At 71.7% G+C, this 25,798-nt stretch carries 20 protein-coding genes and 2 pseudogenes; 10 read left to right on the top strand and 12 right to left on the bottom strand.

Annotated features, from left to right (window positions below):
- Positions 1-85 precede the first annotated feature (85 nt).
- Positions 86-3,442 (top strand): hybrid sensor histidine kinase/response regulator, encoded by a 3,357-nt coding sequence (locus FQY64_RS01820; RefSeq protein ID WP_146471990.1) that lies wholly within the window; start codon positions 86-88, stop codon positions 3,440-3,442.
- Positions 3,443-3,989: 547 nt separating this feature from the next.
- Here FQY64_RS01820 and FQY64_RS01815 read toward each other — a convergent pair.
- Together FQY64_RS01815 and FQY64_RS01810 are read right to left on the bottom strand one after the other, a co-directional pair.
- Entirely contained in the window at positions 3,990-4,658 is a 669-nt protein-coding gene (locus FQY64_RS01815; RefSeq protein ID WP_146471989.1) for a response regulator, read from the bottom strand.
- A gap of 292 nt (positions 4,659-4,950) precedes the next feature.
- Positions 4,951-5,715, bottom strand: a complete 765-nt coding sequence (locus FQY64_RS01810) for a 3-hydroxybutyrate dehydrogenase (protein ID WP_146471988.1) — start codon at positions 5,713-5,715, stop codon at positions 4,951-4,953.
- A 97-nt stretch (positions 5,716-5,812) separates the two neighbouring features.
- On the opposite strand from FQY64_RS01810, the gene FQY64_RS01805 reads away from it, so the two are divergent.
- Positions 5,813-7,594: a 3-hydroxybutyrate oligomer hydrolase family protein gene (locus tag FQY64_RS01805; RefSeq protein ID WP_229814965.1), complete on the top strand. Its 1,782-nt coding sequence runs from the start codon at positions 5,813-5,815 to the stop codon at positions 7,592-7,594.
- Positions 7,595-7,622: 28 nt separating this feature from the next.
- On the opposite strand, the gene FQY64_RS01800 is transcribed toward FQY64_RS01805, so the two are convergent.
- The 9 genes and pseudogenes from FQY64_RS01800 to FQY64_RS01760 all read right to left on the bottom strand — a co-directional run bounded on the left by FQY64_RS01800 (position 7,623) and on the right by FQY64_RS01760 (position 14,674).
- On the bottom strand, positions 7,623-8,183 hold the full coding sequence (locus tag FQY64_RS01800; RefSeq protein ID WP_146471987.1) for a hypothetical protein: 561 nt from the start codon (positions 8,181-8,183) through the stop codon (positions 7,623-7,625).
- Between the two features lie 70 nt (positions 8,184-8,253).
- Positions 8,254-8,667, bottom strand: a complete 414-nt coding sequence (locus FQY64_RS01795) for a hypothetical protein (RefSeq protein WP_146471986.1) — start codon at positions 8,665-8,667, stop codon at positions 8,254-8,256.
- A gap of 10 nt (positions 8,668-8,677) precedes the next feature.
- On the bottom strand, positions 8,678-9,097 hold the full coding sequence (locus tag FQY64_RS01790) for a VOC family protein (protein WP_146471985.1): 420 nt from the start codon (positions 9,095-9,097) through the stop codon (positions 8,678-8,680).
- Positions 9,098-9,102: 5 nt separating this feature from the next.
- The gene (locus FQY64_RS01785) at positions 9,103-9,447 is read right to left on the bottom strand and encodes a GFA family protein (RefSeq protein ID WP_146471984.1); all 345 of its coding nucleotides are present in this window, start codon (positions 9,445-9,447) and stop codon (positions 9,103-9,105) included.
- Between the two features lie 35 nt (positions 9,448-9,482).
- Positions 9,483-9,821: a tRNA-binding protein gene (locus tag FQY64_RS01780; protein WP_146471983.1), complete on the bottom strand. Its 339-nt coding sequence runs from the start codon at positions 9,819-9,821 to the stop codon at positions 9,483-9,485.
- 100 nt (positions 9,822-9,921) lie between these two features.
- On the bottom strand, positions 9,922-11,007 hold the full coding sequence (locus FQY64_RS01775; protein WP_146471982.1) for an NAD(P)/FAD-dependent oxidoreductase: 1,086 nt from the start codon (positions 11,005-11,007) through the stop codon (positions 9,922-9,924).
- Between the two features lie 398 nt (positions 11,008-11,405).
- Positions 11,406-12,836 carry a pseudouridine synthase gene (locus FQY64_RS01770; RefSeq protein ID WP_146471981.1) on the bottom strand — a complete coding sequence of 477 codons (1,431 nt, stop codon included), beginning with the start codon at positions 12,834-12,836 and terminating at the stop codon, positions 11,406-11,408.
- Between the two features lie 233 nt (positions 12,837-13,069).
- Positions 13,070-13,618, bottom strand: a pseudogene (gene scpB / locus FQY64_RS01765) (SMC-Scp complex subunit ScpB); the annotation flags it as partial.
- A gap of 147 nt (positions 13,619-13,765) precedes the next feature.
- Positions 13,766-14,674: a segregation and condensation protein A gene (locus FQY64_RS01760; RefSeq protein ID WP_146471979.1), complete on the bottom strand. Its 909-nt coding sequence runs from the start codon at positions 14,672-14,674 to the stop codon at positions 13,766-13,768.
- Between the two features lie 345 nt (positions 14,675-15,019).
- Between FQY64_RS01760 and FQY64_RS01755 the strand changes: the two genes are divergently transcribed.
- Together FQY64_RS01755 and FQY64_RS14995 are read left to right on the top strand one after the other, a co-directional pair.
- Positions 15,020-15,319 carry a YciI family protein gene (locus tag FQY64_RS01755; protein WP_146471978.1) on the top strand — a complete coding sequence of 100 codons (300 nt, stop codon included), beginning with the start codon at positions 15,020-15,022 and terminating at the stop codon, positions 15,317-15,319.
- Positions 15,316-15,603 (top strand): annotated as a pseudogene (locus FQY64_RS14995) (BolA family protein); the annotation flags it as partial. The gene FQY64_RS01755 and the pseudogene FQY64_RS14995, both read left to right, overlap by 4 nt.
- 813 nt (positions 15,604-16,416) lie before the next feature.
- Here FQY64_RS14995 and pgl read toward each other — a convergent pair.
- On the bottom strand, positions 16,417-17,142 hold the full coding sequence (gene pgl / locus FQY64_RS01735) for a 6-phosphogluconolactonase (protein ID WP_146471977.1): 726 nt from the start codon (positions 17,140-17,142) through the stop codon (positions 16,417-16,419).
- 181 nt (positions 17,143-17,323) lie between these two features.
- On the opposite strand from pgl, the gene FQY64_RS01730 reads away from it, so the two are divergent.
- From FQY64_RS01730 to FQY64_RS01705, 6 genes are all read left to right on the top strand, one after another.
- On the top strand, positions 17,324-18,331 hold the full coding sequence (locus FQY64_RS01730) for a LacI family DNA-binding transcriptional regulator (RefSeq protein ID WP_146471976.1): 1,008 nt from the start codon (positions 17,324-17,326) through the stop codon (positions 18,329-18,331).
- 64 nt (positions 18,332-18,395) lie between these two features.
- On the top strand, positions 18,396-21,356 hold the full coding sequence (locus tag FQY64_RS01725) for a TonB-dependent receptor (protein ID WP_146471975.1): 2,961 nt from the start codon (positions 18,396-18,398) through the stop codon (positions 21,354-21,356).
- Positions 21,357-21,441: 85 nt separating this feature from the next.
- Positions 21,442-22,836, top strand: coding sequence for a glucoamylase family protein (locus FQY64_RS01720; protein ID WP_386112937.1), 1,395 nt, complete (start codon positions 21,442-21,444; stop codon positions 22,834-22,836).
- A gap of 30 nt (positions 22,837-22,866) precedes the next feature.
- Positions 22,867-24,102, top strand: coding sequence for a sugar ABC transporter substrate-binding protein (locus FQY64_RS01715; protein ID WP_146472012.1), 1,236 nt, complete (start codon positions 22,867-22,869; stop codon positions 24,100-24,102).
- Positions 24,099-24,977, top strand: a complete 879-nt coding sequence (locus FQY64_RS01710; RefSeq protein ID WP_146471973.1) for a carbohydrate ABC transporter permease — start codon at positions 24,099-24,101, stop codon at positions 24,975-24,977. The genes FQY64_RS01715 and FQY64_RS01710 overlap by 4 nt, the downstream gene beginning before the upstream one ends.
- Positions 24,974-25,795, top strand: coding sequence for a carbohydrate ABC transporter permease (locus tag FQY64_RS01705; RefSeq protein ID WP_146471972.1), 822 nt, complete (start codon positions 24,974-24,976; stop codon positions 25,793-25,795). The genes FQY64_RS01710 and FQY64_RS01705 overlap by 4 nt, the downstream gene beginning before the upstream one ends.
- The last annotated feature ends 3 nt before the right edge of the window (positions 25,796-25,798 follow it).

The raw sequence follows: 25,798 nt of genomic DNA, 5'->3' as shown, positions 1-25,798 counted from the left end.
TCCGCGCGACTGCGCACCCGCACCCCTGTCCGCTTGGCTATCCTCGCCGCGTCGCCCTGACGCAGGGCGCTGAGTGCAGCCGGGCATGCTGAACATCGCAGTCGTCACCGTCGCCGGCCTGGCGTGGCTGGCGCTGATGTTCGGGGCGGCAATGGTCGCCGAACGCCGGCCCGCGCTGTGGACGCGCCATTGGCGGCACGTCTATGCGCTGTCGCTCGCGGTGCACTGCACCTCGTGGACGTTCTACGGCACGGTAACCCAGGCCGCGCGCTACGGCTGGCCGCTGCCGCCCACGTTCGTCGGCGCGATCCTGCTGTACGCGCTGGCGGTGCGCTTCATGCTGCGGCTGGTGCGGCTGGCGCGCGAGAGCAATGCGACCTCGCTCGCCGACCTGATCGCCACGCGCCTGGGCAAGGACGCCTGGCTGGCGGCGACGGTGACGCTGGTCGCGGCGCTCGGGCTGGTTCCCTACATCGCGCTGCAGCTCAAGGCGGTGGCGATGAGCTTCGCGATGCTGACCGCGCGCGACGCGGGCGCCGCGCCGGCCTGGCAGGACAGCGCGCTATACGTCGCGCTGGCGATGGCGATGTTCGCGATGCTGTTCGGCACGCGCCGGGCGCGGGCCGCCGACCACAACCGCGGGCTGGTGCTGGCGATGGCGCTGGAGTCGGTCGTCAAGCTGGCGGCGATGCTGGCGATCGGCTTGTTCGTGTGGTTCGGGCTCGATGCGGCGTTCGAACCGGCCGCGGTCGTGCCGCCGCCGTCGGGCGCCGAGCCGGCGATCGGCGGCTTCGCGCCGCTGGTGGTGCTCGGAGCGCTGGCGATGTTCATCCTGCCGCATCAGTTCCATATCGCCGTGGTCGAGTGCCGCGACGAGAACGACGTGCGCACCGCACGCTGGCAGTTCCCGCTGTATCTGCTGCTGATCGCACTGCCGGTGCTGCCGCTGGCGATGGCCGGCAGCGCGCTGCTCGGCGATGCGGTGCCGTCCGATCTGTACGTGCTGGCGTTGCCGCTGTCGCAGGGGCACGAGGGGCTGGCGCTGTTCGCCTTCCTCGGCGGGCTGAGCGCGGCCACCGGCATGGTGGTGGTGAGCACGCTCAGCCTGAGCCTGATGATCGGCAACCACTGGTTCGCGCCCGGCCTGCTGCGCGGCGCGTGGGCGCGCAACGACGGCACCGACCTGCAGCCGAGCGTGCTGGCCCTGCGCCGGGTGGGGATCGTCGCGATCATGCTGCTGGCCTGGGCGTACAGCCGGCTGATCGCCGGCAACGCGGCGCTCGCCGATGTCGGCGCGGTGTCGTTCTCGGCGCTGGCGACGCTGGCGCCGGCGCTCGCGTTCGCGGTGTGGCGGCCGCAGACGCCGCCGCGCGCGGCGATCGCCGGCATCGTGGTCGGTTTCGCCGCGTGGGCGTGGGTGCTGCTGCTGCCGTTGACCGCGGAGGCGCGCGGCAACGCGCCGTCGTGGCTGGCGGCCGGGCCGTGGGGCATCGGGTGGCTCGCGCCGGAGAGCCTGTTCGGGCTGACCGGCTGGAGCCGGCTCGCGCGTGCGGTCGGGGCCAGTCTGTTTCTCGGGACGCTGGCGACGGTGCTGGTCGCGGTGTGGCGGCGCGAACCGCCACGGCAGGCGTATCGCGGGCTCGACGCCGCCACCCTGCGCGACGCCGCCGCGCGTTTCCTTCCGCGCGAACGCATCGCGCAGTTGATGTACGGCGTGGTGCCGACCGGCCCGGTGCCGGCGGCGGTCGAGGATCGGGTCGAGCGCGAGCTCGCCGCGGTGCTGGGCTCGGCGTCGGCGCGCGTGCTGCTCGACGCCGCGCGCCGCGAGGCCGGACATCTGGAAACGGTGGCGGCGATCGTCGGCGAGGCGTCCGCCGATCTGCGCTTCAACCAGCGCGTGCTGGAGGCGGCGCTGCACAACATGAGCCAGGGCATCAGCGTGGTCGACGCGCAGTTGCGTCTGGTCGCCTGGAACCGGCGCTACGCCGAACTGTTCGGCTTCCCCGCCGATCTGCTGCAGGTCGGCCGGCCCATCGCCGATCTCGCGCGCTGGGCGCTGGAGCGCCTGCCGTTCGAGGGCGACATCGAACGCGCGCTGGAGCGCCGGCTCGCCTTCATGCGCGCGGGCACACCGCACCTGTCCGAGCGCGTGCTGCCGGACGGCAGCATCATCGAGATCCGCGGCAACCCGATGCCGGGCGGCGGCTTCGTCGCCACCTTCACCGACGTCACCGCGTTCCGCCGTGCGCAGGCCGCGCTGATCCAGGCCAACGAGACGTTGGAGCAGCGCGTGGCCGAGCGCACGGCCGACCTGGAAGTCGCCAAGCGCGAGGCCGAACGCGCCAACGTCGCCAAGAGCCGCTTCCTGACCGCGATCGGCCACGATCTGATGCAGCCGCTGCATGCCGCGCAGTTGTTCACCGATTCGCTCGCCACCCAGCTCGAACGGCCGCAGCAGCGCACGCTGGCCGGCCAGATCGCGGGCGCGCTCGCCTCCACCAGCGAGCTGCTGACCGGGCTTCTGGACATGTCGCGGCTGGAGGCCGGCGGCCTGGCGCCGCAGATGCGCGACTTCCCGCTGGCCGAGGTGCTGGAGCCGCTGGCGTCCGAGTTCGCCGCGATCGCCGCCGCGCGCGGTTTGCGCTTCCGCTTCGTGCGCACCGGCGCGTGGGTGCACAGCGATCCGCAGTTGCTGCGTCGGGTGCTGCAGAACTTCCTCGCCAACGCGGTGCGCTACACGGCACGCGGCAGCGTGCTGCTGGGTGCGCGGATGGACGGTGGCCGCATCCGCATCGAGGTGCACGACACCGGACCGGGCATCGAGGAACACCAGCGCCGCGCGATCTTCGAGGAGTTCCGTCGCGGCGAGGACGCGGCGGGGCAGGGGTTGGGGCTGGGCCTGTTCATCGCCGACCGCATCGCGCATCTGCTCGACGCGCCGCTGACGCTGCGCAGCCGCGTGGGCGCGGGCACCGCGTTCGCGGTGAGCGTGCCGCGCGCCGCACGACGTGCCGCCGCGCCGGCCGCGCCGCGCGCGCAGGGACTTGCGGGCCTGCGCGTGCTGGTCGTGGACAACGATCCGGCGGCCTTGGCGGCCCTGCGCGGCCTGTTGCAGGGATGGGGCTGCGAGACGGTCGCCGTGGCCGAGCGCGCGCAGGCGATCGCGGCCCATCGCGAGCGCCCGGCGGCGCTGTGGCTGTTCGACTATCACCTCGACCATGGCGACACCGGCCTTGCGCTGGCGGCCGACCTGGCGGGCGAAGGCGCGATGCCGCCGACGGTGATCCTGAGCGCGGACGGTGGCGCGAGCGTGCGGCGCGCGGTGCACGAGGCGGGCCTGACGTTCCTCACCAAGCCGCTGAAACCGCTGGCGCTGAAGTCCACGCTCGACCGCCTGCTCGCCGCCGAGCGGCGTGGGTTGGTTCCCAGCGTGAGCGGCTGATGCAGTAGGGCGGGTCTTGACCCGCCGTGGGCGCATACGTCGAAGGCTGAAGCGGCGGGTCGAGACCCGCCCTACGGCCGCTGGGTCGAATGCGTAGGTTGGGCTGAGCCGAAGGCGAAGCCCAACGTTCCCGCGGGACGACGTCGGTGTGCCATGCGACGTTGGGCTTCGCTGCGCTCAGCCCAACCGACGAAGCTGGCGTGATCGGGAGCGGCGGGTCGAGACCCGCCCTACGGTCGCTGGGGCGAATGTGTAGGTTGGGCTGAGCCGAAGGCGAAGCCCAACGCCTCCGCGGCGCGACGTTGGCGCGGCCATGCGACGTTGGTCTTCGCTGCGCTCAGCCCAACCGACGAAGCTGGCGTGATCGGAGCGGCGGGTCGAGACCCGCCCTACGGTCGCTGGGGCGGATGCGTAGGTTGGGCTGAGCCGAAGGCGAAGCCCAACGTTCCCGCGGGACAACGTCGGTGTGCCATGCGACGTTGGGCTTCGCTGCGCTCAGCCCAACCGACGAAGCTGGCGTGATCGGAGCGGCGGGTCGAGACCCGCCCTACGGCTCGTCGATCAGGCGGGCGGGATCGCTCAGTTCCAGTTCGCGCAGCACCACGCTCGCCTGCGTGCGGTTGCGCACGCCGAGCCGTTCGAAGATCGCCGACAAATGCGCCTTCACCGTGCGCTCCTGCACGTCGAGGCGGTCGGCGATCTGTTTGTTCAACAGGCCCTGCGCCACCAGCGTGAGCACGCGGAACTGCTGCGGCGAAAGGCTTGCCAGGCGCGCGGCGAGATCGGCGTCGCGGCTGGCGCTCTGGGTGCGCGCCACCGCGGCGCGCAGGGCGGGCGGCAGCCATTGTTCGCAGGCCAGCACGGCGCGGATGGCCTCGCGCAGGTCCTCGAGGCTCGAGCTCTTGGGCAGGTAGCCCGCGGCACCGTGATCGAGCGCGCGCCGCACCACGCGCGGATCTTCGTTGGCCGACACCACCACGACCGCAACGCCCGGGTACTGCGCGCGGACTGCCGCCAGTCCCGCCAGCCCGTGATTGCCGGGCATGTGCAGATCGAGCAGCACCAGGTCGATGTCGGGTTCGGCTTCGAGCACCGCCAGCACGCCGTCCAGCGAATCGGCCTCGTGCACGAGGAGATCCGACACGGCCTCCGCCGCCGCGCCGCGCAGGGCGGCACGGAACAGCGGGTGGTCGTCGGCGATCAGCAGCGAGGGCATGGCGGCACCGTCAACCCGTGCGTGCCGCAACGGCGACAGGTTCCCGCTTCCGCCTGCCGCCGTCCGGAGAACGTTCGTGGCGGCAGCCGGAGATCGGTACCGTGCGCGGCGGAGGCGGCAGTTGGCGCGCATGGCGAGCTGTGACCAGTGACGTCGCGTACCGCTCGCCCGCCATACCCGTTTTCGTCGTTACCGCTTCCACGGGGACGACGAGTACGAAGGCGGGTTGGCGTCCGGACAGCAGTCCGCATCCGCCGGAACGACCGACCCGTCACCTCGACGCCGAAGCCGCTCACTGGATCGTCCATCCGCCATCGACGGTGATCGTCTGTCCGGTGATGTTGCGCGCCGCCGGCGAAATCAGGAACGCGGTGATGCCGGCCAGTTCCTCGAAGCTGATGAACACGCCTTTCGGCATCGGCTTCAGCATCACCTGGCTGACGACTTCCGATTCCGGGATGCCGCGCGTGCGCGCCTGGTCGGCGATCTGCCGGTCGACCAGCGGCGTCTTCACGTAGGTGGGACAGATGGTGTTGACGGTGATGTCGGTGCCGGCCGTCTCCAGCGCGATCACCTTCGAGAAGCCGAGCAGGCCGTGCTTGGCCGACACGTAGGCGCTCTTGAACGGGCTGGCGACCAGCGAGTGGATCGAGCCGATGTTGACGATGCGGCCGAAGCCGCGCTCGCGCATGCCGGGCAGCACGGCACGGGTGAGGCGCGCCACCCCGATCAGCATCACCTGCACCAGCAGTTCCCATTTCTCCATCGGGAACTCCTCCAGCGGCGCCACGTGCTGCAGCCCGGCGTTGTTGACCAGCACGTCGAGCGGCCGCGACAGCGCCCGCAGGACGGTGGCGACGCTTTCGTCCGAGGTGACGTCGAGCGCGTGCGCCTCGGCGCTGCCGCCGGCCTCGCGGATGGCGCGCGCGACCGATTCCGCGGCCTGCGCGGAAAGATCGGTGACGACGACGTGGTGGCCGTCGCGCGCGAGCTGCCCGGCGATGCCCGCGCCGATGCCGCTGCCGGCGCCCGTGATCAGGATGGTGTGGGTCTTCATGCGGTCCTCCTGCCGCCCAGCCTAGCAATCGCGCGGGCCGCCGGCGTGGTACCAACGTACGATGGCGGCGACGCGGGCCCGCGGTAGGGTGCGTGTCATGAGCGCGAAATCCGTCCTGACCCTGGCGCTGGCCGCGTTCGCGGCCGGCTGTGCGAGCCCCGGCATGCGCGACGCCGCACCGACCTTCGACGCCGTGCGCGTCACCGAGCATCGCGACGGCGACGACCTGCTGACGGCGGGCCTGGGCCCCGACGGCCTGCGCGCCGCCGCGCCGCCGGCGTTCGCCGATCCGGCGCGGCCCACACCGGCGGAACTGCGGCGTCGCGCACTGTGGTCGAACTGGCGCGGCATCGCCGACCTTTCCCCGGGCGGCGGCTATGGCGCGCTGTACGGATCGACCGCGCGCGTGCCGGGGCGCGAGTACCACGCCCTCGCGCGCGTGCCGGGCGCGCGCCAGCCGCACCGCGTGGTGGTGCAGGTGCCCGACGCGTTCGACACCGGCAGGCGCTGCGTCGTGGTCGCGCCGGCATCGGGCTCGCGCGGCGTGTACGGCGCGATCGCGGTCGGCGGCGCCTGGGGGCTGCCGAAGGGCTGCGCGGTCGCCTACACCGACAAGGGCGCGGGCACCGACTGGTTCGACCTCGACGCCGGGCAGGGCATCGCCCTCGACGGCACGGTCGCCCCGGCGGCCGATGCGCCGCTCGCGTTCGCGCCCGATGCGCCCGCCGCCGGAAGCGGCGTGCGCGGGATCGCGGTGAAGCACGCCCACTCGCAGGACAACCCGGAGGCCGCGTGGGGCCTGCACGTGCGCCAGGCCGCCGAGTTCGCCCTGCAGGCGCTCGATCGCGCGTTTCCGCAGGCCGCGCCGTTTCGTTTCGACAACACGCGCGTGATCGCGGTCGGCATCTCCAACGGCGGCGGCGCCGTGCTGCGCGCGGCGGAGGACGACGCGCCCTGGCTCGACGCGGTGGTGGCCGGCGAGCCCAACGTCACGGTGCAAGGCGCGATTCCGCTCTACGACTACACGACCCAGGCCGCGCTGCTGATGCCGTGCGCGCTGAGGCACATGGGCGTTCCGCTGCCGCCGGCCGTGGGCGAGGCCTGCATCGCCGCGGCCGAAGCGGGGCTCGTGGACGGAGACGACGAGGCCGCCCGCCAGCGCCAAGCCTACGATCGGCTGCGCGCGCGCGGCTGGACCGACGAAGCGCTGCGCGGCGGCGCGATCAGCGTCAGCTTCGATCTGTGGCGGGCGATCGCCGCCACCTATGCGTCCGCCTACGGCCGTTTCGGCGTCGACGAGCACCCCTGCGGCATCCGCTTCGCGGCCACGGACGCGAACGGCCAGCCGCGCCCGGCCACCGATGCCGAGCGCGCCGCGTGGTGGGCCGATGCCAGCGGCATCCCGCCCGGCGCGGGCGCGCAGATCGTCGCCCGCGACGGCATCGCGCGGCAGTTGCGCTGCCTGCGCGAGCTGTGGACGGGCGAGGGCGAGGCGGCAGCGCGCGTCCGCGCCGGCGTCGCCGCAACCCGCGCCGGCGCGCCGCGCGCCGGTCTGCCCGTCTTCGTCGTCCACGGCCGCAGCGACGGGCTGATCCCGGCCGCCTTCACCAGTGCGCCCTACGTGCGTCACGCGCGCGAGGCCGGAGGCGACGTGCGCTACTGGCAGGTCGCCAACGCCCAGCACTTCGACGCCTTCCTCGGCCTGCCGGTCTTCGCCGCGCAGTACGTGCCGCTGCTGCCGTACGTCTACGAGGCGCTCGACCGCACCTGGGCGCATCTGGAGAGCGGCGCGCCGTTGCCGTCCGACGCCGCGATCCCGGCCCGCCCGCGCGCCGGCTCGCCGCTGGACGCCGCCCACCTGGCGCTGCCGCAGCGCTGAGCGCCCGTGCCGGCGGCGCTGCCTGCCGTCAGGCGCGTGCGGCGTCGCGGCGACGGCGGAACTCCGCCGCGATCGACGGCGACAGCAGCCGCTTGATGATCCAGCCGAACAGCGCCGCGAAGGCGAGCGTGAGCAGCACGCTGGCGACCAGCATCGCGACCAGGAACGACCGCGGGTCGGGCGCGCCGGGCGTCGTGGGGGCGCCGATCGTGTCCTGCGCCGCGCCGATCACGCTCCAGTTGACCACCAGGCCGCCGACGTTCCACAGAATGCCGAGCGCCAGCAGGCCGACGAACAGCAGGCGGGCCCAGTTCCAGCGTCGCAGCAGCCCGATCGAGGCCACCAGCGTTGCCACCGACACCAGCAGGAACGCGACGAAGAACAGCGGAAGGTGACGCATGAGCAGGCCCAACGGCGCCGGCATCTCCGGCGGCATCGGGCCTGCGAAGGCGCGCGCGACGTCGGGCTCGGCGAACATCGTCGCCAGCATGACGTTCTGCAGGATCGCGATCAGCGTGCCGAACGCGGACAGCGCGATGAAGATCCAGGCGAGGACGGTGACGAAGGTCGAACGGCTCTGGCTTTCCATATCGGCATGTCTCCGTGAGGGCCCGGCGCCGGGGCGGGCAGGTGAAGGGCGGGCAAGCGAACGAACGGGGTCAGGGCGCTTCGATCGCCTCGCTGTCGATGCGCGGGCCGCGAGGATGCACGGTCACCGCCCAGGTGGAGAACACGCAGCCGTGCGACTGCGCGAGATCGCACATGAACTCCACCCAGTCGCGATGCTGCGCGTCGTCGAAACTGACCCCGTACGGATGCGTGGTGCCGCGCACGAGCCAGTAGCCGTCGTTGCCGGCTTCGAGCGTGGCGGTGTAGTGCTCGGAAAGCTGCCGCGCCAGCGCCTCGGCCCGCGCGCGGTCGGCGCCGAAGTGGGTGAACTCCACCACCAGCACGGTGTCGTTGCCCACGCCGACCGCGGCCAGCGCGCGCCAGACCGCCTCCGCCTCGCTCAGCCGCTCGGCGCGCTTGCGCGCGTGGTAGGCCTGCCACTGCGCTTCGGGAGAATCGGACATGGGCGCGGTCTCAACAGGAGGCATGCGGGGCGGGGCGAGCGTACTCGATCAGATCCCAGCGCGTGCCGTACAGATCCTCGAACACCGCCACCGTGCCGTAGGGCTGCTCGCTCGGCGGGCGCACGAACCGGATGCCGGCGGCCTGCATGCGGCGGTAGTCGCGCCAGAAATCGTCGGTGCGGAGGAACAGGAAGACGCGGCCGCCGGCCTGGTTGCCGACGAAGCGCGCCTGCTCGGGGGTGGACGCGCGCGCCAGCAGCAGCGTGGTGCCCTCGCCGGAACCCGGCGGTGCGATCACTACCCAGCGCTTGTCCTGCTCGGGCTGGTGGGTGTCTTCGATCAGACGGAACCCCAGCTTGCCGACGTAGAACGCCAGCGCCTCGTCGTAGTCGCGGACGACAAGGGCGACGTGGGCGATCGCCTGCCGCACGGCGCTCAGAGATCGCGGCCGTCGAACGGCACGCGCGGCACGTCCAGCGCGTCGAAGTCGTCGAGGCAGCGGATGTTGATCGCCGCCATCTCGGCGCCGTCGGGCGACCGGCCCAGACCGAACGCCTGGCAGCCGCAGGTGGCGCAGAAGCGGTGCTGGATGACGTGCCTGTTGAAGGTGTAGGTCGACAGCCGGTCTTCGCCCGCATGGACCTCCAGCGCCGCGCGCGGCACGAACCACAGCAGGAACCCCTTGCGGCGGCAGTGCGAGCAGTTGCATTCGACGGCCTGCTCCGGCGCGCCCTCGACCGTGAACCGTACCGCGCCGCAATGGCAGCTTCCCGTCTTCATGCCTTCCTCCGCCGCGATGGAATGGACGTGCGCGCTCACGCGAGCCGGGTGCCCAGCGGAACCTCGCCGTCCGGCACACAGAGTACGACGTCTCCCGCCGCGTCGTGGAACCCGGTGACCAGGCACTCGGACATCAGCGGACCGATCTGCTTGCGCGGGAAGTTGACCACCGCCACCACCAGGCGGCCGACCAGCGATTCGGGCGTGTAGCGGCGCGTGATCTGCGCGCTCGACTTGCGGATGCCGAGCTGCGGGCCGAAGTCGACGTGCAGCACGTAGGCCGGCTTGCGCGCTTCGGGAAACGGTCGGGCGTCCACCACGCGGCCGACGCGCAGCTCCACGCGCTCGAAGTCGGCCCAGGAGATCTCGTTCATGCGGGCGGCACCGGCGGACGCGATGCGCGCGAGCATAGAGCAATCGCGCGCGCGGCGTCGCAGCCTGCGCGGGACGCGGACGGGTGCGGGACGGCTGGCGTCAGCGTGTCCCCCGCCGATGGAAGTAGACCAGTTCCGCCGCCCAGCGCAGCGGCAGCGAGTACAGCAGCAGATCGAACGGCCAGTCGGCCTGGAAGCGGTCGAACGCCCAACGCAGCGCGCGCTTGCGGCGGAACGTGGGCGCGGCGTCGGTGGCCACCCGCGCGGGCGGCGGGCCGCCGTCGCGCAGATGCCCGGCGATCGCCTCGCCCACGCGCCAGCCGTGCTCCCACGCGGAGTGGATGCCGCCGGCGGTGACCGGCGAGACGATCCCCGCCGCATCGCCGGTGAGGATGACGCGCCCGCGGGCCAGCGGCGCGACCGCGCCGCCGCAGGGGATGGGGCCGGCGCGCACCGCGCTCGGCTTGACGTCCGCCGGCAGGCCGACGCGCGGCCCGACGTGACGCAGGAAGCCGTCCAGATCGGGGCGACGCGCCCGTCCGGCGCCGCGTCGCAGGGCGATGCCGGCCTGCACACCGCCCGGGTTCTGCGCCACCCAGCCGATGTAGCCCGGCGCGTACTGCTTGCTGATGAAGCAGTGCAGGGCGTCCGGGTCGGACAGCGTGCGACCGGCGAACTCGTATTCCACTCCGTGCAGGTGCTCGCGCACGCGTCCGAGTCCGAACCGCACCGCCACGCGCGAGCGCGCACCGTCGGCGCCGACCAGGAAGCGCGTGCGGCCGAGGCCCGGCAGCACCAGACGTTCGCCCTCGTCGCGCGCATCGGTGAAGGCGGTGCCCAGATGCAGGGCAACGCCGTGCGCGACCAGCTCGTCCGCCAGCCAGCGCATCACCCCCGGCGTGTCGGTGGTGAGGAAGTAGTAGTCCGGCGCGCCGAGATCGAGGTGGCGCAGCCGGGGCGAGTACAGCCGGACGCGCCCGATCCGCCGCGTGAGTCCGGGCGGCAGACGCTGCAGCCAGGTCCGCTCCGCCGCTTCCTTGACGATGATGCCGGTGGTGTGCAGCCGCTCGCCGGGGTCGCGCTTGCGCTCCAGCACGCACACGCGCAACCCGCGATGCGCGGCCGCCAGTGCGCACGCCGCGCCGGCGAAGCTCGCCCCGACCACCACCAGATCCCAGTCCTGCATGCGCGTTTCCCCGGCCAACCGCCGCGGAGATTGCGCCCGCTCGATGAAGCGAGGATGGAGCGAGGGTGAAATGCGCGCGCGGACGTCCGCGCGTTCCCGGTGCGTCGGTTGCGCTGAGTGAAACCAGGCCCACCGTGGCGTGCGAAACGCAGGCGCGGCGGAATTTGGACGTCGGGCTTCGCCTTCGGCTCAGCCCAACCTACGGCCCGGCCAGCCTACGCTTGGCCGACGTACGTCCTCGCGGTGCTGCTAGCGATGTAGGTTGGGCTGAGTGAAACGAAGCCCAACGTCGCCCTGGTCGACTCCGGTGCGCGGGGCGTCGGGCTTCGCCTTCGGCTCAGCCCAACCTACGGCCCCGGCCAGCCTACGCTTGGCCGACGTACGTCCTCGCGGTGCTGCTAGCGCGGGCCGCGTCCGCCGCCGCCGGGGCGTCCACCGCCGCCGCCGCCGCGGCGGCGGGCGCCGCCGGGCTTGGGGCCGCGCGGCTTGTCGCCGTAAGGCGAATAGCCCGGGTTGGCGTGGTCGGACGGGAAGCTCATGGCACCGCCCGGATGGCCATAGGGCGCCTTGCGCGCGTGCTGGCCCGAACCCGACTTGCCGCCGCCGGGCTTGGCGCCGCCGCCCTTGGCGAACGGCTTCTTGCCGCGGCCGCCCGGGTTGCGGTGGCCGCTGGGGCCGGTTTCGACGCCTTCCGGCACGTACCAGGTGCGGAACGCGGCCGGGTTGCCCTCGGGCAGCGGCTTGGGGCCTTTCTGCTTGCGGGTCTTGAGCGGCTTGTTGATCTGCTTGGCGGCCGCCTCGCCGGTGACGGTGAGCCCGCCCGGCTTGCCGCCGCGCCGGCCGCGGCGGTCGTCGCGCACGTGGTCGAAGCGCCGCAGCTCGCGGCCCTCGTCGGCGGTGTTGACCCCGTTGACGTAGCCCTGCGGGCGTTCGCCGGCCAGGTGCAGCGTGGCCTTCGCCGCCTTGCGCTGGCCGATCACCGGCTGCAGCGTCAGCGCCGGTGGCGGCCCGTCCTCCAGGCCCAGCTCGCGCCGCAGCGCCTCGACCTGCGCGGTCGGCAGCTCCTGCGACTGCCCGCGCTTGAGCTCGCGCGGCAGGGTGACCTTGCCGTAGCGGATGCGCTTGAGCCGGCTGACCTGGCAGCCCTGCGATTCCCACAGCCGGCGCACCTCGCGGTTGCGGCCTTCCTTCACCACGACGCGGAACCAGTCGTGCGATTCGCTGCTGCCGATCGCCTCGATCTCGTCGAATTTGGCCGGGCCGTCCTCGAGCGCGACGCCGCGGCGCAGGCGGTCGACCAGGTTCTCCGGCACGTGCTCCTGACCTTCCGGCGGACGCACGCGGCAGACGTACTCGCGCTCGACCTCGTAGGACGGATGCATCATCGCGTTGGCCAGCTCGCCGTCGGTGGTGAGCAGCAGCAGGCCGGTGGTGTTGATGTCGAGCCGCCCGATCGCGATCCAGCGCGCGCCCTTGAGCGCGGGCAGGGCGTCGAACACGGTCGGGCGGCCTTCGGGATCCTCGCGCGTGGTCACTTCGCCTTCCGGCTTGTGGTAGACCAGCACGCGCGCGGGTTCGGCCAGCGCGGTGGCGACGAACTGGCGGCCGTCGAGCTCGATGCGGTCGCCGCTGCGCACGCTCATGCCGACCTGGGCGGTTTCGCCGTTGACCTTGACCAGGCCGTCGGCGATGCGCTGTTCGAGCGCGCGCCGCGAGCCGAGGCCGGCCTGGGCCAGGACCTTGTGCAGGCGTTCCTCGAGGCGGGGTGCGGTGTCGCGGGGGGTATCGCCGCGCTTGAGCGACAGCGTGCGGCGGGAAGTATCAGTCATGGGGTAGCGTGCTCCGACGAGACCGGTTCGGCGTCGTCATCCAGGGCTTCGTTGGGGGTTTCGGTGGCCGCGGCGTCGGCCGGGCCGGGGTGGGCGGCGGGGCCGTCCCCGCCGGTGTCGTCCGATGCTGGCGCGTCGGCCGCGATGCCGGTGTCGGCGCCCGCGCCGGGCGAAGGCGTATCGCCTTCCGCGCCTCCCGCGTCGGACACGTTCGCGGGAATGGGGTTCTCCAGCGGCAGCTCCGGCTCGAGCTCGCCGATGTCCTTCAGTTCCGACAGCGGCGGCAACTCGTCCAGGCGCTTGAGGCCGAAGTAGTCGAGGAAGGCCTTGGTGGTGCCGTACAGCGCCGGCTTGCCGGGTACGTCGCGGTGGCCGACCACGCGGATCCAGTCGCGCTCCTCGAGCGCCTTGATGATGTTGCTGCTGACCGCCACGCCGCGGATCTGCTCGATCTCGCCGCGGGTGATCGGCTGGCGGTAGGCGATCAGCGCCAGCGTCTCCAGCGTGGCGCGCGTGTAGCGCGTCTGCCGCTCGGTCCACAGCCGCGCCACCCACGGGTGCACGTCGGCCTTGACCTGGAAGCGGAAGCCGGAGGCCACTTCGATCAGCTCGATGCCGCGCTCGGCGCAGCCCTCGCGCAGGGTTTCCAGCGCCTGTTCGACGCTGCCCGGCGGCGCCGGGTCGTCCTCCGGGAACAGCGCGTGCAACTGCGCCAGCGACAGCGGCTGGTTGGCGGCGAGCAACGCGGCCTCGACGATGCGGGTGATGAGCGATTGATCCATTGAGGGGCGTTCGGGCTTGCCTTCGTTATCCCCGCTCAAGCGGGAATCCAGTGTCTACGTTCGGCGGGAGTGCGAGGATGTCGGGCCGCATGGGGAGTCGCCATCCGCCTGGACGGATCGCGGATCACCGATCCCCGCTCCCGCGCCTCAGGCATCGTTCGCCGCATCCGGCGCGTCGTCGAACTCGCTGCGCAGCTCCACGCCCTCCGGCGCGCCGCCGGCGGCGAGCGACTTGACGTAGATCGGCGCCAGCGGCAGCTCCTGCACGATCTCGATCAGGCGCTCCTTCGCCAGTTCCAGCATCGCCAGGAACGTCACCACCACGCCGAGCCGTCCTTCCTCGGCGGTGAACAGCGACTCGAAGCGATGGAACGCGCCGTCGCCCATGCGCTCGAGCAGCTCGCCCATGCGCTGGCGCACGCTCAGCGCGTCGCGCCTGATCGCGTGCTGGCTGAACAGCTCGGCGCGCTTGAGCACGTCGCGCAGCGCCAGCAGCATCTCCTGCAGGTCCACCGGCGGCGGCAGCTTCACCGCCGCGCGGTCGGGCACGTAGGCGGCGACCGGCGCGGTGTCGCGCTCCATGCGCGGCAGGGCATCGATGTCCTCCGCCGCCTTCTTGAAGCGCTCGTACTCCTGCAGCCGGCGCACCAGCTCCGCGCGCGGATCCTCTTCCAGCCCGTCCTCGCTGACCGGCCGCGGCAGCAGCATGCGCGACTTGATCTCGGCGAGGATCGCGGCCATCACCAGATACTCGGCGGCGAGCTCGAAGCGCATCTCGTGCATCGCCTGGATGTAGTCGATGTACTGGCGCGTGATCTCGGCGACCGGGATGTCGAGGATGTCCAGGTTCTGCCGGCGGATCAGGTACAGCAGCAGGTCGAGCGGGCCTTCGAACGCGTCGAGGATGACCTCCAGCGCATCCGGCGGGATGTACAGGTCCTGCGGGATCTGCAGCACCGGCTGCCCGTGCACCACCGCCAGCGGCATTTCCTGCTGCTGCGGCGCGTGAGGCGTCGGATTGGCGTCGTTCGCGGCGGGCGCGAGGTCGTGGCTCATGCGATGCGCTGTTGGACGGGCGGGCGCCTGTCCGCGGGACCAGAGGCGTCACCTCGAACGCACACGGCGGCGCGGCCGTGGACGGCACGATGCAACGGACAGCAAAGCGGTTCGCGCGGTCGCAAGGCCCGGACCGGACGGAGCGCGGCAGCGTCCGCCTGGGTCGAAGGGTTGCGAGCCGGGCCGGTGGGGGGAGCAGCGTGCACACGGAGCCGTGTGTCGGGCGGTTCGGACGCCCAAGCCGCTGCGCCGGCCTGATGCAATTGGCCGCTAGGGTAAGCGCGCGGGACCGGCGCTGTCCAGCGCCTACAATGCGCGCCTTCCTCCCGAGGGTTGCGCGCGTTCATGTGGTACGTGATCGAAGGTTTCGATGCGCCGGATGCGTTGTCGCGCCGGCTTGCCGCGCGTCCCGCGCACGTGGCCCGGCTGGAGGCGCTGCGCGATTGCGGCCGGTTGCTGCTGGCCGGCCCGTGCCCGGCGATCGATGCCGAGGACCCGGGCCCGGCCGGCTTCAGCGGCAGCCTGATCGTGGCCGAGTTCGCTTCGCTGGAGGAAGCGAAGGCCTGGGCGCAGGCCGATCCGTACGTCGAGGCGGGCGTGTACGCGCGCGTCGAGGTGCGCCCCTTCCGCAAGGTGCTGCCGTGAGCGGCCCGCTGCCGCGCGAGCAGCGCGTGCCGGCGATCCGCGCCGCGCTCGAGGCCGCGCTTTCGCCGCTGCGGCTTCGGATCGAGGACCAGAGCCACCTGCACGCCGGCCACGCCGGCGCCCGCGACGGCCGCGGCCATTTCCGCGTCGAGATCGTCAGCGACGCATTCGCCGGCATGAGTCCGATCGCCCGCCACCGCGCGGTGTACGCCGCGCTCGGCGCGCTGATGACCACCGACATCCATGCGCTGTCGATCGTGGCGCGGACGCCTGTGGAGGAGGGCGGGAATCGGGAATCGGGAATCGGGAATCGGGGATCGGGAATCGGGAATCGGGAATCGGGAACAGGGAACAGGGAACAGGGAACAGGGAACAGGGAACAGGGAACAGGGAACAGGGAACAGGGAACAGGGAACAGGGAACAGGGAACAGGGAACAGGGAACAGGGAACAGGGAACAGGGAACAGGGGATTGGGGATTGGGGATAGGGGATAGGGGATAGGGGATAGGGGATAGGGGATAGGGGATAGGGGATAGGGGATAGGGGATAGGGGATAGGGGATAGGGGATAGGGATTTGGAGCGGGCGGCGCCTGCGGGGCGCTGCCGCCGCGCGATGGCCGAGCCCGTGCACCGTCGCCCCGGCGCAGGCCGGGATCGATTCTGCGAGCCCCGACAATGGGCCCCGGCTTTCGCCGGGGGGACGGGTTCATAGCCGGGGACCGCTTCCCCGATCTCGATCCCGCCTCCCGGTTCCCGGTTCCCGGTTCCCGCTTCCCAGTTCCCGCTTCCCAGTTCCCGCTTCCCGGTTCCCGCTTCCCGGTTCCCGCTTCCCAGTTCCCGCTTCCCAGTTCCCGGTTCCCGGTTCCCGGTTCCCGCTTCCCAGTTCCCGCTTCCCGCTTCCCGCTTCCCGGTTCCCGGTTCCCGCTTCCCGGTTCCCGGTTCCCGGTTCCCGCTTCCCGGTTCCCGGTTCCCGGTTCCCGGTTCCCGGTTCCCGCTTCCCAGTTCCCAGTTCCCAGTTCCCAGTTCCCGATTCCCGATCCCCGATCCCCGATCCCCGATCCCCGATCCCCGATCCCCGATCCCCGCCCCCACCCCTCAAGGACACCAATGCACCTGCAACGGCGTCTCCCCCTGCAGCGCCACCAGCACCGGCCAGCGGTGCGGGTCGCCGTCGGCCAGTGCGCGCTCGAACACCTGCCGCTTGTTCTCGCCGCGGAGCAGCAGCAGGCGGGTGCGCGCGTAGCGCAGGCCGGCGGGGGTCAGGCTGATGCGCTTGGCCCACTGACGCGCGCCCGGGCAGTCGCGGGCGTCCACCGCGACGTAGGGCCGCTCGCTGCCCAGCGCGCGATCGAGTCCGTGCATGCCGGGGAACAGCGAGGCGGTGTGGCCGTCGTCGCCCATGCCCAGCACGGCGGCCGCGGCGGGCTGGCGGGCGTGGGCGTTGGCGCAGGCCACGGCGTCGTCGAGGGTGCGCCCGGGCTGGGTGATCGCTTCGAACCGCGCGGCGGCGGCGCGGTTCTGCAGCAGGTGCTCGCGCACCAGGCGCGCGTTGCTGTCGGGGTCGTCCGGGAGCAGCCAGCGTTCGTCCACCAGGGCGACATCGACCCGCGACCAGTCCAGTTCGTGCCGCGACAGCGCCGCGTAGGCGGGCGCCGGCGTGGTGCCGCCGGACAGCAGCAGACGGGCGCGTTCGCGCTGGGCGAGCGCCTCCTGCAGGGCGCGGGCGATGGCGTCCGCGGCGGCGGCGGCCCAGCGGTCCGCGTCCGGATGGCGGTGGAAGACGGGGGCGGGCGTGGCGGCGGGCGGGGGGGTATCGGGCATCGTCCTGATGGTCGGCTGGGGAACACATCCGCGCAGGCGCCCTCGTGCACCGCAGCACGCCTGCCGGCCGAAACCTTAGCGGAACCGGCGTTGCTGGCAACGTGCGGGGGCGCGCGGAACCCCGCTTTGCACGGTCGGCTGTAACCGTTTACATTCGGCCGGCCGCGTTGGGACGCCTGTCATGAACGCAACCATCCGCGATGTCGCGCGCGAGGCCCGGGTGTCGGTGGCGACGGTATCGCGCGCGCTCAACGGCACCGGCAACGTGGCCGAGGCGGTCCGCGTGCGCGTGCTGGAGGCGGCCACGCGTCTGCGCTACACGCCGCATGCGGCGGCGCGCAGCCTGAGCAGCCGGCGCACGCAGACGCTCGGCGTGGTGCTGCCGGATCTGCACGGCGAGTTCTTTTCCGAACTGGTGCGCGGTATCGATCTGGTGGCGCGGCAGCACGGGCTGCATCTGCTGGTGTCGAGCTATCACGGCCACCCGGACGAGCAGGGCGCGGCGCTGCGGGCGATGCGCGGCCGGGTCGACGGTCTGCTGGTGCTGGCGCCGTTCGCGGCCGAGGCGACGCTGAAGGCGATCGCCGGCAGCCTGAGCCCGCTGCTGCCGGCCGTGCTGATCAACGCCGGACGCGACGTGCCCGGCTACGCCGCGTTGCGGGTCGACAACCACGGCGGCGCGATGGCGATGGTCGCGCACTTGGCCGAACGCGGGCGGGGGCCCATCGCCTTCATCGCCGGTCCCCCCGACAACGTCGAGGCGCAGGAGCGCCAGCGCGGCTACGTCGACGCGCTCGCCCGCCACCGGCCGGGACAACCGCCGTGGATCGTGGAGGGCGACTTCAGCGAGGCGTCCGGCCATCGCGCCGCGCAGGTGCTGCTGGCGGCGACGCCGCCGCAGGCGGTGTTCGCGGCCAACGACATGATGGCGCTGGGCTGCATGTTCGCGCTGGCCGAGCGCGGCGTGCGCGTGCCGGGCGAGATCGCCGTGGCCGGTTTCGACGACATTCCGCTGGCCCGCTACGTGCGCCCCAGCCTGACCACGATGCAGGTGGACATCGCCGCGCTCGGCTCGCGCGCCGCGCGGCGGCTGCTGGCGCAGATGCATGGCGAGCCCGACCCCGGCGACGACACCGTGCGCCCGCAACTGGTGGTGCGCGACTCGACGCGCTCGGTCGAGCCGCCGTGAGCGATTTTTGTCGTCCCGGGATGTAACCGATTACAGCCGCTACGCCCAACCAGGGAGCGCTCCCATGAAGCCCGATTCTCGACACCTTGCCCGCCCTTCGCTGCTCGCCTGCGCGCTGGCCGCCTGCCTGGGCTGCGTGGCCGCGCCGGCCGTGGCGCAGTCGACCGCGGCCACCGTGCGCGGACGCGTCGCCGACGCCGCCGGCGCGCAGGTGACCGCGACCAACACCGCCACGGGCCTCACCCGCAGCGTGCGCGCCAATGCCGACGGCCGCTACGTGCTGCCCGGTCTGCCGCCCGGCACGTATCGCATCGAGGTCAGCGCGGATGGGCGCACATCCAGCCGCACCGTGACGCTGCAGGTCGGGCAGACGGCCACGCTCGATCTGGACGTAGCGGACGCGGCGCCCGCAGGGCCGGCGACCACGCTCGAGCGGGTGGTGGCGGTCGGCGAGGCGCTGCCGGAAACGCGCACGTCGGAGATCGCCACCTACGTGTCCAACCGGCAGATCGAGGCGCTGCCGCAGGGCACGCGCAACTTCCTGGCGTTCGCGGACGTGGTGCCGGGCGTGCAGTTCATCCGCGACGGCGCGGGCAACACGCGCCTGCGCGGCGGCGCGCAGCCGCACGGCGCCATCAACGTCTACATCGACGGCGTCGGCCAGAAGGACTACGTGCTGCCCGGCGGCATCACCGGCCAGGACACCAGTCGCGGCAACCCGTTCCCGCAGTCGGCGATCGGCGAGTACAAGGTCATCACGCAGAACTACAAGGCCGAGTTCGACCAGATCAGCAGCGCGGCGGTGGTGGCCGCCACGCGCTCCGGCAGCAACGAGTTCGAGGGCGACTTCTTCTGGGACCGCACCAGCACCGACTGGCGCGACCCGACGCCGGCCGAGGAGCGCTCCGGCGTCAAGACCGAATCGAAGGAGGAACAGTACGGCGTCAGCCTCGGCGGCCCGATCCTCGCCGACCGGCTGCATTTCTTCGTCGCCTACGAGGCGAAGGAGTACGTGACGCCGAAGACGGTGTTCCTGCCGGGCAGCTCGTTCTATTCGCCGGACGACGTGCCCGCCGACCTGCGCGCGCTGGTGGGCGGCACCAGTTCGCCGTTCAAGCAGGACATGTATTTCGGCAAGCTGAGCTGGTCGATCGACGATGCCAACTTCGTCGAGTTCTCGGCGCAGGTGCGCCGCGAGGAGGAGACCGTGCGCAACGGCGGCCAGGACTCGCCCCGCTACGCGACCGTCAACGCCAACGACATCGACCGCTACGACCTGCGCTACCAGTACAGCGGATCGCGCTGGCTCAACGACCTGCACATCACCCACGAGGACACCGCCTGGGCGCCGCAGCCGCTCAGCAGCGGCAACGGCTACATCCTCACCGCCGCCGAGCTGACGCCGACCGAGCGCCGTCAGGTGGTCGAGATCCTGCGCGACGGCGCCAGTCCCAACAACCAGCGGAAGGGCCAGAAGGGCTGGTCGGTGCAGAACGATGTGACCTTCACCGGCTGGGCCGGGCACACGCTCAAGATGGGTGTGAAGTTCAAGGAGGTGGAGGTCAACGCGATCGAACGCCACTTCGCCAATCCGCAGTTCTATTACGACGTCAACCTCAGCACCACGCAGCCGTACCGGGTGGAGTTCGCCACCGGCGTGCCGGGGACCCGCGAGGGTTTCACGACCTCGAAGAACAGGCAGTTCGGCCTCTACATCCAGGACGACTGGGAGGTGAACGAGCACCTGACGCTGAACCTCGGCGTGCGCTGGGATTACGAGACCTCGCCCACCTACGAGGACTACGTCACGCCGGCGACGCTCGCGGCGCAACTGCGCGCCTGGCCGAACATCAACAACGCCAACGCCGGCTACGACATCGACGACTACATCAGCACCGGCAACAACCGCGAGCCGTTCAAGGACGCGTGGCAGCCGCGCGTCGGCTTCTCCTACGACCTCAACGCCGATCAGCGGCACGTGATCTTCGGCGGCGCCGGGCGCGCGTACGACCGCAACGTGTTCGACTATCTGCAGGTCGAGGTCAACCGCACGTCCTACGGCCGCTACAGCTTCTACTTCACCGACGCCGACGGCGTGTGCCGGCAGGCGTCGGGCTGCGTGCCGTGGGATCCGGACTACCTCAACCCCGGCGTGCTGGCGGAGCTGGCGCGTACCGTCACGCTGCCGCGCGAGTGGTTCCTCAACAACAACGGGTTGAAGGTGCCGTACTCGGACCAGTTCAGCCTGGGCATGCGCAACGTGTTCCCGATGTTCGGCCACGACTGGCTGAGCGAGGTGACGCTGTCGCACATCCGCAGCAAGGACGGCATCGCGTTCCGGCTCGGCAACCGTCGCCCCGACGGCAGCTACTTCGCGCCCGGCACGAGCTGGGGCGCGCCGTGGGGCTTCGATCCGCCGTTCGGCCGCATCATCCTGGTCGACAACATGCTCGGCACGCGCACCAACGCGCTGCTGACCAAGCTCGAGAAGCCGTACACGCGCGAGTCGGGCTGGGGCGTGACGCTGGCCTACACCTACACCGACGCGGAGCAGAACTCCAACGTCGACGGCTGGCCGGGCCTGTTCGACTATCCGGACACCGAAGGCTTCGGCTGGCTGCCCGCGCGCGGCGTGGCCAGGCACCGCCTGGTCGGCACGGCGATCTGGGACGGTCCGTGGGGGCTGACGCTCTCGACCAAGCTGACGCTGGAAAGCCCCAAGCCGCGGGTGGGCGTGAACTGCCTGCCGGGCGGCGACGCCTGCTTCGTCGACTGGTACCGGCCGGAAGGCACCTACGGGCTGAGGCAGTGGGACCTGTCGCTGGCGAAGGAATGGGACACGGGCAGCGACGTCAAGCTGCGCGTCCGCGCGGACGTGCTGAACGTCACCAACGCGCGCAACTGGGCCGGCTACGACGACTGGTGGGGCTTCGCCGGCGTGCCGAATCCGAACTTCGGCCGGCACAACGACGACATCGTGCTGCCGACGCGCACGTTCAAGCTCTCGTTCGGCCTGAGCTGGTGATGACGGCCGCGGAGACGATGCGATGAGCCACGGCCTGACGTCGCGCCGCCGGTTCCTCGGCGCGGTGGCCACCGCCACGGCGGCGATGGCCGCCGGCGGCTGCCATCGCGCGGCATCGCTCGCGGCGGGCCCGGCGGCGCCCGCACGGCGCGCGCTGCCGCCGCTGTTCGACGATCTCGAACGGCGCACGTTCGGCTACTTCTGGGAACTCGCGGATGCGCGCACCGGGTTGGTGCCCGACCGCTGGCCGACGCCGTCGTTCGCCAGCATCGCCGCGGTCGGATTCGGCCTGACGGTCTACGGCGTCGGCGTCGAACGCGGCTGGATCGCGCGCGAGGAGGCGGTGGCGCGCACGCTGGCGACGCTGCGCTTCTTCGCCTCGGCGCCGCAGGGCCCGGCGGCCGCCGGTACCGCCGGGCACAAGGGCTTCTTCTATCACTTCCTCGACATGGAGCGCGGGCGGCGATTCCAGACCAACGAGCTGTCCACCGTCGACACCGCACTGCTGGTGGCCGGCGTGCTGTTCGCGCAGTCGTACTACGACGGGCCGAGCGCCGGCGAGCGCGAGATCCGCGAACGGGCCGAGACGCTCTACCGCCGCATCGAATGGCCCTGGGCGCAGGCGCGCGGCGCGCTGATCTCGATGGGCTGGAAGCCCGAGCAGGGCATGCTCGAGCACGACTGGCAGGGCTACAACGAGGCGCTGCTCGTCTACGTGCTGGCGCTCGGCTCGCCCACACATCCGGTGGGGCGCGACGCCTACGACGCCTGGACGTCCACCTACGACCGCGGCTGGGGCGACTACCACGGCCAGACGCACCTGGGCTTTCCGCCGCTGTTCGGCCACCAGTACTCGCACCTGTGGATCGACCTCCGCGGCATCCTCGACGACTACATGCGCCGCCGCGGATTCGATTACTTCGAGAACAGCCGGCGCGCGGTGCTCTCGCAGCGCGCCTACGCGATCGCCAATCCGCGCGGCTGGACGGGCTATGGCGAGAACGTCTGGGGCCTCACCGCCTGCGACGGCCCGATCGACGCCGAGCTCGACTGGCGGGGCGGGAAACGCCGCTTCCGGACCTACGCCGCGCGCGGCGTCGGCCGCGAGTACGAGCTCGACGACGGCACGATCGCGCCGACCGCCGCGGCCGGTTCGCTGCCGTTCGCGCCGGAGGTCGTGGTCCCCGCGGTGGAGGAGATGCACCGCCGCTACGGTCATGCCATCTACGCGAAGTACGGCTTCCTCGATGCGTTCAACCCGAGTTTCCACTACGACCTTCCGCTCAGGCACGGACGGGTGGTGCCCGGCGTCGGCTGGGTGGACGGCGACTACATCGGCATCGACCAGGGCCCGATCGTGCTGGCGATCGCCAACCACCGCGACGACTTCGTGTGGCGGGTGATGCGGCGCAATCCGCACATCCGTCGCGGGCTGGAGCGCGCCGGCTTCCGCGGCGGGTGGCTGGAGAGGGCGGGCTGAGTGCTGCGCGCGGCGCTGCTCGCGCTGCTGATGCTGCTCGCCGCCTGTGCGCGCGAGGACGAGCGGCAGGTGGTGCGCTTCTGGGCGATGGGCTTCGAAGGCCAGGTCGTCGCCCGGCTGATCCCCGAGTTCGAGCGCACGCATCCCGGCATCCGCATCGAACTGCAACAGGTGCCGTGGACCGCCGCGCACGAGAAGCTGCTGACCGCGTTCGCCGGCGACGCGCTCCCGGACGTATGCGCGCTGGGCAACACGTGGATTCCCGAGTTCGCCGCGCTCGGCGCGCTGGCGCCGCTGGACGGCCGGCTGGCGCGCACACCGTCGATCCGTGCCGACGACTACTTCCGCGGCGCGTGGCAGAGCGGCGCGATCGACGGCCGCATCTACGCGCTGCCGTGGTACGTGGAGACGCGCCTGCCGTTCTATCGGCGCGATCTGCTCGAACGCGCCGGCGTAACGCGCCCGCCGCGCACCTGGGCCGAGTGGCGCGACGCGCTCGTGGCGGTGAAACGCGACGCGGGCCCGGAGCGCTATGCGATCCTGCTGCCGCTCAACGAGTTCGAGCCGCTGCTCAACCTCGCCATCCAGCAGCCCGAACCGCTGCTGCGCGAGGGCGGCCGCTACGGCAACTTCCGCAGCGCGGGTTTCCGGCGGACGCTGGCGTTCTACAAGTCGATGTTCGACCGCGGGCTCGCGCCGCGCGTGAGCAACACGCAGATCGCCAACGTGTGGGACGAGTTCGGACGCGGCTACTACGCCTTCTACGTGAGCGGGCCGTGGAACATCGCCGAGTTCCGCCGTCGCCTGCCGCCCGAGCGCGCGGACGACTGGGCGACGATGCCGCTGCCCGGTCCCGACGGGCCCGGCGCCTCGGTGGCCGGCGGCACCAGCCTCGTGCTGTTCGCCTCGTCGCGGCGCAAGGACGCGGCATGGGCATGGATCGCCTATCTGTCGCGTCCGGAGGTGCAGGCGCGCTTCCATGCGCTCACCGGCGACCTGCCCCCGCGCCGCAGCGCCTGGCGCAGCGCCGCTCTGGCGGACGACGCGCACGCGCGCGCCTTCCGCGACCAGTTGGAACGCGCGAAGCCCACTCCGCAGGTGCCGGAGTGGGAACGCATCGCCACCGAGATGCGCCTGGTCGCCGAGCAGATGGTGCTGGGCCGACTGACCGTCGATCAGGCGGCGGCGGAACTGGACCGCCGCGCCGACGCCATCCTCGCGAAGCGCCGCTGGATGCTCGATCGCGAAGCGGGGAGGGCGCCGTGAAAGCCTCCACCGCGGGCTGGGTGTTCGCCGCTCCGGCGCTCGCGGTGATCGCCGTCTTCTTCGGTCTTCCGGTGCTGGCGGCGTTCGCGCTGAGCCTGACCGACTTCGACATCTATGCGCTCGCCGATGTGCGCAACCTGCGCTTCGTCGGCCTCGACAACTATCTCCGGCTGCTGCGCAATCCGCTGTTCTGGACCGCGCTCGGCAACACGGCGTACTTCGTGGCGGTCGGCGTGCCGCTGTCGATCGCGGTCTCGCTGGGCGCGGCGCTGCTGCTGCATTCGAGGCTCGCGATTTTCCGCCCGTTCTTCCGCACCGCGCTGTTCGCGCCGGTCGTCACGACCGTGGTCGCGGTCGCCGTCATCTGGCGCTACCTGTTCCACACGCGCTACGGACTGGCCAACTGGGCGCTGTCCTGGTTCGGCATCGACCCGGTCGACTGGCTCGGCGACCCGCGCTGGGCCATGCCGACGATCATCCTGTTCGCGGTGTGGAAGAACTTCGGCTACAACATGATCATCTTCCTCGCCGGCCTGCAGAGCATCCCGGAAGATCTGTACGAGGCCGCGCGCATCGACGGCGCTTCGCCCTGGCGCCAGTTCCGCCACGTCACGCTGCCGATGCTCGGGCCGGTGCTGCTGATGGTCGCCATCCTGACCACCGCGGGCTACTTCCAGCTCTTCGCCGAGCCGTACGTGATGACCCAGGGCGGGCCGCTGCAGAGCACCGTCAGTGTGCTGTATCTGATGTACGAGGAAGGCTTCAAGTGGTGGAACCTCGGCAACGCCTCGGCGGTCGCGTTCCTGCTGTTCGCGCTGATGATGGCGGTGACCAGCGCGCTGCTGGCCTGGGCGCGGCGCAAGGGGGCGGAATGAACCCGCGGCTGGCGCGTGCGATCGTCAACGGGGCGCTGCTGGGTCTGGCGCTGGTCAGCCTGGCGCCGCTGCTGTGGATGCTGTCGGTGTCGTTGATGCAGCCCGGCGAGGCGAGCCGGTTCCCGCCGCCGCTGCTGCCGGACGCGCCGACGCTTCGCAACTATCGCGAACTGTTCGCGCGCGCCGGCCTCGGCCGCCATCTGCTCAACAGCTTGGTCGTCGCCGGCGGCACCACGCTGGTGGCGCTGCTGCTCAACACGATGGCGGGTTATGCGTTCGCCAAACTGCGCTTCGCCGGACGCGAACGCACCTTCCGCGCCCTGCTCGCCGCACTGGTGATTCCCGCGCAGGTGGCGATGATGCCGCTGTTCCTGATGCTGAAGCCGCTCGGGCTGGTCAACCACTATGCCGGCGCGATGGTGCCGGGGCTGGCCAGCGTGTTCGGCATCTTCCTGGTGCGGCAGTACGCGCGCTCGATCCCGGACGAGCTGCTGGAAGCGGCGCGCATCGACGGCGCCGGCGAATGGCGGATCTTCCTCACCATCGTGCTGCCGCTGCTGCGGCCGATCCTGGTGACGCTGGCGATCTTCGTGTTCCTCGCCGGTTGGAACGACTTCATGTGGCCGCTGATCGTGCTCAGCGACCAGTCCATGCAGACGCTGCCGGTGGCGCTGGCCACGCTCTCGCGCGAGCACGTGCAGGACAACGAGATGATGATGGCCGGCTCGGTGGTGACGGTGCTGCCGGTGCTGCTGCTGTTCCTCGCGCTGCAGCGGTATTACCTGCAGGGTCTGTTGCTGGGAAGCGTGAAGGGGTAGCTG

It is taken from the genome of Vulcaniibacterium thermophilum, assembly GCF_007923255.1.
Lineage (GTDB): Bacteria > Pseudomonadota > Gammaproteobacteria > Xanthomonadales > Xanthomonadaceae > Lysobacter_F > Lysobacter_F thermophilum.
The sequence above is the reverse complement of the archived record's forward strand: the minus strand, read 5'-3'. Positions and strand labels throughout refer to the sequence as shown.